Source organism: Flavobacterium soyae (genome assembly GCF_045348165.1).
Classification (GTDB): Bacteria; Bacteroidota; Bacteroidia; order Flavobacteriales; family Flavobacteriaceae; genus Flavobacterium; species Flavobacterium soyae.
On sequence record NZ_CP150845.1, the window covers coordinates 571142 to 585282 of the forward strand.

Below are 14141 nucleotides of genomic sequence, written 5' to 3' on the forward strand. Positions count from 1 at the left end.
AGGCTTCGCTTAATAGTGAAGCCTTTTTAGTTTTTACCCTTATTCAAATATTTAATAATTGTTTTTAAATCTTGAATTTCCAATTCATATTTCTTTATTATTTTTCTGTAAACACCCAACATTGCAATTTCCGTTTGACGATCTGGATTCATCAAACTTTCATAAGCAGCAATACCTAATTCCTTTTTAACTAATTCTTCTGGACTGATCTCAAAAACCTGACAGATTTTATTAAAATGAATTGCCCAAGAAGTACTTTCTCCCCGCTCCATCCTTGCATAAGCAGATTGCGAAATATTTAAATGATCTGCAACCTCTTCTTGTGACATATTTTTGGCTTTACGCAATATTTTTAAATTATTTCCTACAACAATATTCATGATTAATATTTTTTTAAATATAAATATAAGATTTAATTTACAATTATTCAGATTTAGGTTTTAATTAACCGATTTTAGACTAAAAATAAATCCTTAGAAGTGATAATTTTACGGTATCACTTAATACAATTAATAATGCCAACATTAAAAAAACAATCATAATAATATTGATTTTGATGTATCTATGTTTCGTAATCTTTGGAATTTATGAAATCATAAATAATGGGTTCAAAACTGGAATGAAATTATTAAGTCAATTTTTTTCAATTATAATTCGCAGTACAACATCTTATCTTTTATATCAAAAATATTTCAACAAGAATAAAACAACTAGGATTAAATACAGTGTTTCCAAATTATTTCTATCCAAATTTTCAATACAAAATGAAAAATTTACTTGTTTATTACTTTCAAATATTATTACCAATCCCATTGTTATACTATTTTGCAAAGAAGGGAGATTCAATTGCTTTTTTTGTACTAATGGTATTTTATTACATCTATAGACTTTTTACAGATTATTATAGGTTATCAAGAAAAAATGTACTTAAAAAGAATGATATTTTTCTTTTTATAATTCCTCTTTGGAACATGAAATATTTTAAAGAATTATATTTTGAGAACTAAATCTAACAACATAAAAAATATTAAAATTATTCGAATTTAGGTTTTAATTAACCGATTTTCGGTTAAGACTCTTTTTTGATTCATCATAAATTTGGTAATTATAAATTAAATATTAACAACTAAATTTATTTAACTATGAAAAAATTAGAATTAAATCAGATGGAGAATTTATTAGCAGGAGCTAATATACAATTAAAGGATGCCACTGCATATGACAATAGTACAAATAGTAGTAGTGGATCTATTGATTGTGTAGCTGCAGGAGCTGGATTAATTTTGGGTGCATTGACAATTGGAGCAGTAACTGGTGGTGTTGGTTTAGTAATTTGGGGAGCGGGAATGGGATTAAACGTATTTGGAATGATGAGAAGTTGCTAATTGATTATTTTATTGAATAATTTCTGATTTTTCTTTTGAATAATTATTTTTAAGTCTTTCTATGGATTATTTTTAAAAGAAAAAAATACTGCAAGCATAGATTTTAGTATTTAAATTAATATTCCATTTAGTGTATAATTCAGATTATTAATACTATTTAGATTAAAAGAACAATCAGAGATTATTTTAGTATTGTTTTTTAATTAAATTTTAAAATGAAAAAAAAGTATTTTGCATTTATATGCATTACAGTAATATTATTACAACTATTAAATTATATATTTTTTAAAGGTGATCTTATTTCTGTTATAGTAACCACATTAGGTATTATACTCATTCTATTCTCAGTTTATAGTGCCAAAATAAAAAAATGATAATTTCTACACTGGGAATGACTGGCATTGAGCTTATAGTTTATGCAATAAGATAAATTCAAAATAAAACTTATAAAATTATTTAACAATAGTTTTTCCTATTTACTAATCTCTAAAACCATTTATACAATAGAGGATTCCATATTAAACCTTTAATTATTTATTAAGAGCAATTATGGATCTTATTATTTAACAGTTCGTACTTATGAAATATCCATTCGTAAAATGGTTAATCCTTTCAATTGGAACAATTTTAATTGGCGAAATTTTTAAAAAGTCCATACCTTTTTATGAATTAATTTACAATTCTCTTTCTCAACAATTCACAATTAAACAAGTCAAGGAGATTATTGATATTCAAAAAAAGTGGGAATGGATTAATTATATTTTTCTTCCAATTTTACTATTACTAAAAACTTCAGCAATATCTTCCATTATTTATATTGGCTTATTTTTATCTAATAAAAATTTAAAATTTATTATCATTTTAAATTTTGTTTTAAAAGCAGAATTTATCTTTTTATTAGTACCTATTTTTAAAATTATATGGTTTTATTTTTTTCAAACCTATTATACTTTAGAAGATATTCAATATTTCTATCCACTCTCAGCGTTAAACATTGTAGGTTATAAAGATTTAGAAAACTGGTTCATTTATCCTTTTCAAGTTCTAAATCTATTTGAACTCTTTTATATTATTTATCTAGGTTATGAGATAGGTAAACTAACCAATACAAATGCAGATTATGGATTAAAAATCGTTGCGCTAAGTTATATACCAAGTCTCTTATTGTGGGTAACCACAGTAATGTTTTTTACACTTAATTATCCCTAAAATGTCATTACTCAGAAAAATTTTCCTTTTAATATGCACCCTTTTTATTATTATAAATATCGTTAGGTATTTTTTTTATAGTGCAGAATTTATTCAAACTTTAATTTCAATTTTGTCAGGGACTTGTTTCATAATTTCCTTACTACTAAAGAGAGAACAAAAACAATGAGAAAGCCAATAAAAATAATTCTTGCGCTATTATTTATTAGTGTTTTGCTTTTTTTAGGTTACAGGATTGTCAATAAAATAACTTATAAAAATGAAATAAAAAAGCATATAAAAACGATTCCTAATTTTTTATATCAAAATATAAAAGGAGGAGTTTTCACCAATCAAAATTTAATGACAGAAACTCCAGCTATTTTTATTTATTTCAATACAGAGTGTGAATATTGCAGCGAGGAAGCACAAATGATACATGAAAACATAAAGAAGTTTGAAAATATTCAAATCATCTTTATTTCATTTGAGAACATCAAGCAAATTAAAAAATTTGCCCAAAATCATCAACTAATTAATTATGATAATATTTATTTTCTATATGATAGCAAAAATACTTTCGCTTCTACATTTGATATAAATTCACTACCCAGCCTAGTACTGTACAACAAAAATAAAAATCTAGTTGAAAAAATAAAAGGGCAGACAAAACCAGAAATCTTGATTAAAAAATTGAATGCTGAATAATGAATTTAAAACACATCCAAAAAACTCATACATTACAACTCGATCAATCAGATTGTGGTGCAGCCAGTTTATTATCAATTATAAAGTTTTATAAAGGCAGTGACTCTGTAGAAAAAATTAGAGAATTAAGTGGTACAACGAAGCAGGGAACTACAATGCTAGGTTTGTATCAGGCAGCAAACCAATTAGGTTTCACGGCTGATGGCTGCAAAGCCGATATGCAAGCCCTGATTGACCATAAGCAACCCTTAATTTTACATACTATAATCAACCAATTGCAACATTATATTGTTTGTTATAGTTACAATGAAAAAGAAGGATTCTTAATTGGAGATCCGGGAAAAGGAATTTACAATTTATCCGAGCAAGAATTAGAAAAAATATGGATTTCAAAGACCTGTTTGACGCTAATACCAAATACCAATTTTATAACTCAAAAAGTAAAGCAAAATGATCAGAAGAAATGGTTCTTAGATATATTAAAAGACGACTATAAATTAATTGCAATTTCTATTCTGCTTGGTATTTTAGTTACCGGATTAGGGCTGGCAATGGCATTGTTTTCTCAAAAACTAATTGATGATATTCTCCCGTCAAACAATATAAAAAAATTAATTTCTGGCATTATCTTATTAGCTATTTTGCTCTTTGCACGAGTTGGAATATCTGTTTTAAGGCAATATTTTACATTACAACAATCGAAAGATTTTAATAATCGCATCAATAATATTTTTTTCTCTTCATTATTACAGCTGCCAAAGCCTTTTTTTGATACACGTCAAACAGGTGAACTTGTATCCAGATTAAATGATACTCAGCGTATACAAAATGTGATAAAAACACTTTCTAATTCTTTAATAATAGATGTCTTGTCTATAATCATTTCATTAATTTTCCTGTTTACATATTCCTGGAAACTGGGTATAATTTTAATTATAAGCCTGCCCATATATTTTTATATTATTTATCGAAACAACGAGAAAATCATAAATTCGCAAAAGGATATAATGCAGAGCTATGCTTATAATGAAAGTAATTTCATTAATAGTATTCAAGGAGTTTCAACTATAAAAAATGACAATAAACAAAGCATCTTCAACAAGTTAAACCGAAATATTTTTGCCAATTATCAGGAAAAAATAGTTAATCTCGGAAAAATCAACATTACTCTTTCCTGGCAATCTGGTTTGGCTAATGTAGTATTCGTTATTGGTATTTTAATTTACACCTCTATACAAGTATTTAATAAAGAAATTAAAATTGGTGAATTGATGGCAATTTTAGGAATCACAGGTTCATTACTTCCTTCAATAGCAAATTTGGCTTTGATTTCAATTCCAATAAATGAGGCTAAAATTGCATTTAATAGAATGTATGAATTTGCATCAATTGAAAAAGAACATGAAAATGGTCTTCAAATTTTTGAAATTGAGAAAATCTCGATTCAAAACCTTTCTTTTAGGTTTGCAGGGAGAAGTGAACTTTTTCATGATGTAAATATTACAGTTGAAAAGGGAAAACTTACTGCCATTGTTGGAGAAAGTGGAAGTGGAAAAAGCACATTAGGGCAGATTTTGCAACGTTTTTATTCATTTGAAAATGGAAATATAATTGTAAATAATAAACACGAACTTCATAAAATTGGACTTAAAAACTATAGAGATTTATTAAGTGTAATTCCTCAGGAAATTACAATTTTTAATGGAAACGTAATTGACAATATTCTACTTGGAGAAAGTGAAACTGCTGAAAACATTTTAACCTTTACTACTGAATATGGTTTTGATATTTATTTCAATCAACTACCACAAGGATTAATGACCATTCTTGGAGAAGAGGGAGTCAATTTAAGCGGGGGACAAAAGCAGCTTATTGCTTTTGCTCGGGCATTATATAAAAAACCACAATTTTTAATTCTGGATGAAGCAACTTCTGCAATGGATCGAAATACTGAGAATTTTACAATGACGTTACTTCAAAAAATAAAACAGGATTGTGCTGTTTTATTTATTTCGCATCGCTTAAATAAACTCAAAAATATAGCCGATAGCATTTATATTTTAGAAAATAAAACGATAACGGAATCCGGGAATCATGAGAAATTAATGGAAACAAACAATTTTTACAGTAAGTACTGGAATGAACAAGACGATTCTATTGAAACAAATCTGCTGAGAAACTATTAAATTTAACATCAATGAAAAAACTAAATTTAAAATTAATTATTCCGTTTTAATATTTTTGCACATTGATACTAATCTCTAATAATGAAAAATTCATTCAGTTTGATGAAATTTGAATTCAATTGGTACTTGTTTTGATTTTTATATTGAATATTATACTAGTGTATTTGTTATTAAAAAACAAATCTTGATTTAAAATTTTTACCTCACCCTATTATTCTCTAACAATCAAAGTCACAAAAAGCATTAACTTTAGATTGTCGAGCTTCTTTCGTTCCTTCGACTTCGCTCAGGATGACAAATAGATATGTATAAAAATAAAATCTGTGTAAATCAGTTTAATCTGCGTGCAATTTATTTACCTCGCCCTATTATTCTCTGACTGCTCAATTTCAGATTTTTTATAAGTTGTTTTTTTTGAATTCCCGAAACTGTACGTCGCAATTAGCTTAAAATAATTTGAAGTATACGTTCGGTGATAATATATTTGAGTTTGCCCGACTTCATAATCGCCCGAAACCATGAACTTGTGAAAGATATCGTTTGCCGTAAAATTTAGTTTTAAGGCATCTTTAAAAAAATTTCTTTCGATTCCTAAAGTTACTGTTGAGCGGGAATTATCACTTCGCAAGCCATAACTTTTGTTTCCTAAATACCAGGCAAGTAATTGTACTTTAAAAAGATCCGGAATTGTAAATGTATTATTCGAATACAAATAGATCTGCGGCTTAACCGGTCCCATAGCGTATTCATAAAAATTGTCTATTGCTTTCGTTAAATTCATACTTACGGTATTGGTAGAATTCCACCATTTGACATTGAATGACCTTGAAAGCGAAGTAAAAAAGGTATGCTCTTTTTCTAAATTTAATGATCTCAAAATATAGCTGTTTGGAGTATCACCGCGCAAAGCTGCTGCCGAAATCGGGTCTATTTTATAAGTATAGCCCATTTTAAAATCAAACTTTTTATACATTGTTCCAATTTCAAAAGCGTGGACTTTTTCGGGAAGCAAATTAGGGTTTCCTTCAATTGTCGTAAACGGATCCTGATAAATAACATACGGATTCAATGCCTGATATCTTGGCCGTGTTATTCTGGAAACATATGAAAAATGTCCTTCCCAGTCTTCAGAAAAATCAAAATTTAAAAGCAGGTTTGGAAAAAAACTCCCGTAACTTTTTTCAAATTTCTGAATTCCGTTTGCATTTGTATACAAATCATAATTTGTTCTTTCTGTCCTTACTCCTACCGAAAAATTGACTTTTTCGCCTAATGTACTTCCAAAAGTAAAATAAGCCGCGGCAATTTTTTCGTTGTATTTAAAATCGCTCGAAAGCTCGTCATCCAGTTCAAAATTCACATCATCAGCATTGGCAATTAAAAAATCTGTTCCTGATTTTATGGTTGCATAACTATATTTTGCACCCATTTCGAGTTTGGTGTTTTCCTTTATTTTCTTCGAATAATCGGCTTGTGCGGCTGCAATGTTTATGGTGCTTCCCACATTGTTTTTAAGATATTTTTGAATATTATTTTCATCAACCAGACTATTTTCTTCGATAAAATCTCTTACCGTTCCGTTGTAATTTGAATATTGCGTTCCTATAAACAACGACGAACCTTTTGGGTCTGTTATCAAATTATAATTCAGGTTTACAAACTGATTCAGCAGCACATCATTTTTAGCAATATCTGTGGCATAAAAATTACTTCCTGAATTATTATCGATTGAATTTCTGCTTTCTACAACTCCGCCTAAATCTTCAATATTGCCGCTGTAAGCTAATGAAACATAACTTTTTGGAGAAAAGGTATACTGCAGTCCAAATCCAAAATTAGAGTAATTATTATATTCCCTTCTCCAGTCTGTTGTTAAAACTGATCTCATATATTCATCAGGATTCGGGCGCGTTCTCGTGGTGTACAACAATTCACGGCCTTTGCCTAATTGCAGGCCATAATTGGTTATAAAGGAGAATCTCCCTTTTGAATAATTAAAATCAAAAAGTGTATTGGTACTTGTTCCGGCAAATTTAGAAACTGTTATGTGCTGACTTGCTGATCCCATTATGCCGCTTTCAATATTTTGTTTGGTAATAATATTGACAACTGCTTTTCCTTCGGCATCGTATTTTGAAGACGGATTTGAAATCACTTCAATTTTTGCAATCTGCGAAACCGGAATTGCGGCAAAACGTTCATAATTAATCAAGATTCCGTTTAGGTAAATTATTGCTTCACCTTTTCCCAGAACGCTGATTTGTCCTTCGGCAACTACCACATTTGGAACACGGCCTAATAATTCATTGACAGAACTGCTTGTTGCGAGAACCGTTCCCGTAACATTAACATCGATAGTTCCGTTTGCACCATATTTTAATAATGACGGCTGGCTTTTTACTACTATTTCGTTTAATTGATTGTTATTTTCTGAAACTATAATTGAACCCAAATCTATGTTTGCTGCACCAGAATAATTTAAGCGTATAAACTTATCAGCAAATTCTGCCGAAGTAAGTTTTAGAATAATTTCTTTTTGATTGATATCTGATAATTGAAAAACTCCGTCTAAAAACTCCTGCTGTTTGATAATTACAGAATCCCGAACAGACAGAACAGAGACGTTCCCCATCATCAATTCGTTATTTCGATTGACAACTTTGCCTGAAATTTTTTGAATGGTCTGCGCATTTGACAAGACAGCATTAAAAAAGAAAAAATAGATATAAATGAAAACCAGAATTAGAAACCTCATAAAATTTAGGGATTAGGATTTGACTTTTTGCAGAGACAAAAGTCAGCTCTAAACCATGAAACGAGGTAACCGAAAGCGAAATCAGGAGTACGAATTTATAAATTGATACTCCGTTTTATGGCTGTAATGCCTGAATCTGGTAATTTAAGGGTGTGGTTCCGGTATGTTTTTTAAAGGCAGCAAAGAATGTAGATTTAGAATTAAAACCTACATCATAACCAACAGATTCTAAAGTTAGTTTATCATTTGATGTGATAATTTCGCAGGCATTATTGATTCTGAATTCATTTACGAAACTGGTAAAATTCTTTCCTAAATTATTGTTTAAAAACTGCGACAATTGATAGCTTGGGATATTTATTTCCTGAGATAAATCTTTTAAACTCAAATTCGGATTTTTGTATAATGTTTTTTCGTTCATTACTTTTTCCAGTTTTTGAGACAAAATCACCACTTCTTCTTCGCTTAGTTTTTTGTCTTTTTGAATGTTGAGCAGGAATAAATCATCGGTTCTTGTTCGGTATAAAAGAACCAAAATGATCAGGTATAAAATAAAAGTAAAGGCGAACGCACCCGTAATACAGGAAACAAACGGAACTCTGACAAATCCTAAAAAGTAGGATATAAATACTAAAGCAATTCCCAGGAAAATAGTCCCGAACCATCTTTCTGACGGAAATGTATTTTGGTAATTCTGTATTATTTTTTCCAGCAATAATCTGATTTCAAAACCTGAAATAAAAATATAAGTGAACCATTGAAGGAAAATAAAAGCCACAAAATAATCATTCCATAAAACAGGATAATTTTGATATGGAAATATAAAACCAATTATCAAAATAATGAGAATCCAAATGGCTAAATGCAATTTCCAATTTAGCGAAATCGTATTCTGAATTCCTGATTTTAAAGTACAATATAAAAGCGACCCGATTAATAAACCAACCGAAAGACCAATTTGTAAGTAGTTTTTGTGCAGATTATTATTAAAATAGACAAAAACGGTAACAGCAATTCTGGTACTTAAAGTGAATAAAAGTGCCCCAAGAAAAAGATTAGAAAGGTATTTTTTCTTGGTAAAAAACAAAAAATACAGACTTAGAATAAATCCGTTGAAAGCGCCCAAAGCGCCAAAAAAGAATAATATTTCTTTACCTAAACTCATATCTAAGTTTGTAATGCCTGAAGCTGATAATTAAGCGGCGTTGTTCCGGTATGTTTTTTAAAAGCAGCAAAGAATGTAGATTTTGAATTAAATCCTACATCGTAACCAACAGATTCTAAAGTTAATTTATCGCTTGAAGTGATAATTCTGCAGGCTTCGTTTATTCTGAATTCGTTTACGAAACTGGTAAAATTCTTTCCGAGATTATTATTTAAAAACTGCGATAATTGATGACTCGAAATATTAATTTCTTTGGCTAAATCCTGCAGGTTTAAATTTGGGTTTTTATACAAACTTTTATCATTCATTATATTTTCGAGTTTTTCTGAAATAATTGCAGCCTCTGCCTGCTCTATTTTTTTACCCGAAATTTTCTGGGCGTTCAGTAAAAACAAATCGTCGGTTCTTTTTCTGTATAAAAGAATCGAAATTATCAGATATAAAATAAAAGAAAAGACAACTGCTCCGCCTATATATGTTGCCGCCGAAGCGCCCATAATGGCTAAAAAGTAAAAAAGAAACAATAAAAAATTACCCAGAAAAAGCATTCCAAACCACATTTCTGATGGACTTGTTTTTTCTTTTCTGTTCAAAATTTTCTTTAAAACACCACTAATCGTAAAGGCTGAAAAAATGATATAAACAAACCATTGAAAGTAAATGATTTTTATAAAATAGCCCCTCCAAATTTCCGGATAATATTCGTACGGATATAAAATTCCAACGGCCGCGATTATGGTTCCCCAAAACAGGAGCATGATTTTCCATGATTTTGGCATTACATTGATTTCTTCAACTGCTGATTTTAGAAAATAATACAAACATGGCCCGATGAAAAAGCAGGCAGTAAGTCCAAACTGCAAATACATTTTTGGAAGTTCAGGATGAAAATATACAAAGACAGATTTGCCAATCCTGATGCTTAATGCGAACAAAAGTGCACCAAGAAAATAATTGGTCAGGTATTTTTTCTTGGTAAAGAAGAAAAAATAAATTCCCAAAATTACTCCGTTGAAAGCTCCCAAAGCACTAAAAAAGAATAAAAGTTCTTTGCTAGTATCCATAATTAAAGTTCGTTATATCCTCAACAAAGCTAAAAAAAAGATTGATGTATGATATAAATTATACTTCAAATTATAATTAAATATGGTATTTAAAATAAAAAAAACAGCTTAAAATCAACTGGTTTCCCAATAAATAAAAGCCTCATAATTTCTTGATTATAAATACTACTTTTGAATTTTTAGAGTTAAAATGTTTATGTTGAAAAAATTACTGTTTTTTACGGTGCTGTTTTGGTATTCCGGGCTTATGGCACAGGAGACAGAATCGCTGTATAAAACAAAAAAAGTAATTGCGGTAAAAGATACTATACATCTTGAAAATTTTAGCATAAACTCCAGTTTCTTTGAAATTTTAAACAGTAAAAATGAGCCAATTGATTCGATTTTTTATAAAATTGATTTTCAAAAAGGAACGCTTCTTTTAAACGAAAAATTCACTTCTGTTTCTGATACTTTAATTGTCAATTATCTCAATTATCCTGATTTTCTAACTAAGGAATATGGTCTTTATAAAGACAGTCAGGTTGTAAGCAATGATGTTGGAACTGAAAAGTTATACAAAATTGATAATGCCAATGCTAAAAAAGTTACGCCTTTTGATGGTTTAAACACTTCCGGAAGTATTACTCGCGGCGTTACGATTGGAAATAATCAAAGTACGGTTTTAAACTCCAATCTTGATTTACAGATTACAGGGAAAATCTCAGATAAAGTGAGTTTGCGGGCTTCACTTCAGGATAATAATATTCCGCTTCAGGATGGCGGTTATTCGCAAAAATTGGATCAGTTTGATAATATTTTTATGGAACTTTTTACGGATGACTGGAACATTCGCGCTGGAGATGTTTTTTTGGAGAATCGGAAAACACAATTCCTGAGTTTCAATAAAAAAGTTCAGGGACTTTCTGCCAGTTTTGATTTTGATACAGAAAAAAGTAAAACCAATGTTTTTGCTTCGGTTTCGTTTGTAAAAGGGCAATATGCCAAAAGTACGTTTACAGGTCAGGAAGGAAATCAGGGGCCTTATAAATTAAAAGGTCAAAATGGTGAATTATATGTTTTGGTCATTTCCGGTTCTGAACGTGTTTATGTAAATGGTATTTTACTTAAACGGGGCGAAAACAATGATTATGTTATTGATTATAATGCTGGGGAAATTGTTTTTACTTCGCTTTTTCCTATTACTTCTGAAATGAGGATTAATGTTGAATATCAATATTCTGAACGAAATTATAACCGATTAGTTACCTACGCCGGAGCAACAACTGAAAACAAAAGCTGGAGTTTTGGCGGTTATTTGTATTCTGAAAATGATTTAAAAAATCAGCCTTTACAACAAAATTTATCAACAGAACAAGTTCAGATTTTGAGCCAGGCAGGAGATGATCCAAGTTTAATGACGGCTCCCTCTGCTTATGAAGATAAATATGCCGACAATAAAATATTGTATAAAAAAACGATTGTAAACGGGGTTGAAGTTTATGAATATTCCAATAATTCAGCCGATGTTTTGTACAATGTAAAGTTTAGTCTTGTTGGCAATAATCTTGGGAATTATATTATTCAGAATACGAATTCGGTTGAAAGAATTTACGAATATGTTTCGCCTGTTGGTGGTATTCCGCAGGGTAATTACGAACCTATTGTTCAGCTTGTTGCACCTATGAAAATTCAGGTTGCGACTTTTTTAGGAAAATACAATCCTGACGAAAAAACGCTGGTAGATTTTGAAATCGCGATGAGTAATAACGATAAAAATTTATTCTCGGGAATTGATGATTCTGACAACGAAGGAGTTGCTTTTAAGACGAATATTAAAAAACGTCTTTTTACCAGAGACTGGACTCTGGACGGTTTTGCGAATTATCAATTTGTGCAGAAAGATTTTAGATCAGTCGAACGTTTATATAATATTGAGTTTAACCGTGACTGGAATTTAAATTCAACACTTTTAGGCAATCAGAGCTTATTGGTTACGGGCGTTAATTTTGATTTATTTGCGAAAAAAGAAACTTCAAATATTGGTTTGTTTACGTATCAATTTGAGAAATTAGATTTTACCGAAAGCTATTCGGGAGCGCGCCATACTACAACGGCTTTGTTTAAATTGAAGAAATGGACTATTCAAAATCAGGGCAGTTTTTTAAATTCTGATGCAGCGGCTTCGACTTCAAAATTTATACGTAACCAAACGAGAACAAAATATCATTTTGGCAAAAACTGGATTGGCGGAAGTTTACAGATTGAAGACAATCAGGAAAAAGATAAAGCTGCAAATCAGTTTTCGGCTTTAAGCCAAAGGTTTTCTGAATATGGTGTTTTTGTCGGGCGCGGAGACAGCACAAAGGTTTTTATTGAACTGGGGTATTTACAGCGTAGAAATGATAGTTTGCAAAATGGGCTTTTACAGCACGTAAACAACTCACAGACTTACTTTTTAAAATCAAAATTAATTCAGAATAAAACGACTGATTTAGCTGTTTATGCCAGTTACCGAAATCTTGATTTTACGGATTCTAGCAGAAAAAATGAGCCTTCGTTAAATTCAAGAATTTTGTACAACGATCGGTTTTTTAATCAGTTCATGCAGATAGGAACGGCTTATGAAACAAGCTCGGGAACTATTGCGCAACAGGAATTTACTTATGTTGAAGTTCCTACGGGGCAGGGCGTTTATACCTGGAATGATTATAACGGAAATGGAATTCAGGAATTAGAAGAGTTTGAAGTTGCTGCTTTTCCGGATCAGGCAAAATATATTCGAATTTTTCTTCCAAACCAGATTTACATTAAAACCAATCAAAATAAGTTTTCGCAATCGGTTATTTTAAATCCGCTGCAATGGCAGAACGAAAAAGGTTTCAAGAAACTGATTTCTTATTTTTATAATCAGACTTCATTTATTATGGATCGTAAAGTGCGAAGCAGCGGCGATCGTTTAGAGCTGAATCCATTTTATTCTTCAGATGAAAATATTCTGGGTTTAAATTCAAGTTTCAGGAATAGTTTGTTTTATAATCGCGGTAAGCAAAAACATTCTGTTACGTATTCTTACCTTATTAATAATGGTAAAAATTTACTTTCTGTAGGTTCTCAAAATGTCAAAAACAGTTCGCATCAATTACAGTATACACATTTATACAAAAAAAGCTGGCTGTTTAATTTCTTTACCAAAACGATAAAAACTGATTTAATTTCGGAGGATTTTGTCGAAAAGAATTATGATCTAAAAGGATATCAGCTGTCACCAAAAATCAGTTATTTATTTTCGAAAAATACAAGTTTAGATTTCTTTTATGAATTTCAAAATAAAGAAAACAAAATTGGAAACTTGGAAACTTTAGTTCAAAACCGGCTTGGTACTTCATTTTCTTTTGCCGGCGAAAAAAAGGTAACGATAAATGGTGAGTTTTCTTTTTATGAAAATAAATTTACGGGAAATGAATTTTCTTCTGTTGGTTTTCAAATGCTGGAGGGACTGCAGGCGGGACAGAATTTAGTCTGGAAATTGCTTTTGCAGAAAAATATTACTTCATTTTTAGATGTTAATTTAAACTACCAGGGCCGTAAAAGTGAAACTGGAAATACAGTACACACAGGAAATGTTCAGCTTCGTGCTTATTTTTAGCACTTTAAGAAAAAACATAAGAATTAATTGTTTAATTTTAAATGAAATTTAAACTCTAAACC

9 protein-coding genes are annotated in these 14141 nt (G+C 30.2%); 5 read left to right on the forward strand and 4 right to left on the reverse strand.

Annotated features, from left to right (window positions below):
* Positions 1–26: 26 nt before the first annotated feature.
* The gene (locus AABD74_RS02700; protein ID WP_232682557.1) at positions 27–380 is read right to left on the reverse strand and encodes a helix-turn-helix domain-containing protein; all 354 of its coding nucleotides are present in this window, start codon (positions 378–380) and stop codon (positions 27–29) included.
* Between the two features lie 762 nt (positions 381–1142).
* Here AABD74_RS02700 and AABD74_RS02705 point away from each other — a divergent pair.
* The 4 genes from AABD74_RS02705 (at position 1143) to AABD74_RS02720 (ending at position 5467) form a co-directional block, all read left to right on the forward strand.
* Complete coding sequence (locus AABD74_RS02705) at positions 1143–1385, forward strand: hypothetical protein (RefSeq protein ID WP_232682558.1); 243 nt, start codon at positions 1143–1145, stop codon at positions 1383–1385.
* Between the two features lie 579 nt (positions 1386–1964).
* Complete coding sequence (locus AABD74_RS02710) at positions 1965–2594, forward strand: hypothetical protein (RefSeq protein ID WP_232682559.1); 630 nt, start codon at positions 1965–1967, stop codon at positions 2592–2594.
* A 165-nt stretch (positions 2595–2759) separates the two neighbouring features.
* Positions 2760–3281 carry a peroxiredoxin gene (locus AABD74_RS02715; protein WP_232682560.1) on the forward strand — a complete coding sequence of 174 codons (522 nt, stop codon included), beginning with the start codon at positions 2760–2762 and terminating at the stop codon, positions 3279–3281.
* On the forward strand, positions 3281–5467 hold the full coding sequence (locus AABD74_RS02720; protein ID WP_232682561.1) for a peptidase domain-containing ABC transporter: 2187 nt from the start codon (positions 3281–3283) through the stop codon (positions 5465–5467). Before AABD74_RS02715 ends, AABD74_RS02720 begins: the two co-directional genes overlap by 1 nt.
* A 355-nt stretch (positions 5468–5822) precedes the next feature.
* Here AABD74_RS02720 and AABD74_RS02725 read toward each other — a convergent pair whose 3' ends face one another.
* The 3 genes from AABD74_RS02725 to AABD74_RS02735 form a co-directional block, all read right to left on the reverse strand.
* Positions 5823–8222: a TonB-dependent receptor domain-containing protein gene (locus tag AABD74_RS02725; protein WP_406844609.1), complete on the reverse strand. Its 2400-nt coding sequence runs from the start codon at positions 8220–8222 to the stop codon at positions 5823–5825.
* 115 nt (positions 8223–8337) lie between these two features.
* A complete protein-coding gene (locus AABD74_RS02730) occupies positions 8338–9387 on the reverse strand; it encodes a helix-turn-helix domain-containing protein (RefSeq protein ID WP_406844610.1) in 1050 nt (349 codons plus the stop codon).
* Positions 9388–9389: 2 nt separating this feature from the next.
* On the reverse strand, positions 9390–10451 hold the full coding sequence (locus AABD74_RS02735; protein WP_406844611.1) for a helix-turn-helix domain-containing protein: 1062 nt from the start codon (positions 10449–10451) through the stop codon (positions 9390–9392).
* Between the two features lie 196 nt (positions 10452–10647).
* Between AABD74_RS02735 and AABD74_RS02740 the strand changes: the two genes are divergently transcribed.
* Positions 10648–14079, forward strand: a complete 3432-nt coding sequence (locus AABD74_RS02740) for a hypothetical protein (RefSeq protein WP_406844612.1) — start codon at positions 10648–10650, stop codon at positions 14077–14079.
* The last annotated feature ends 62 nt before the right edge of the window (positions 14080–14141 follow it).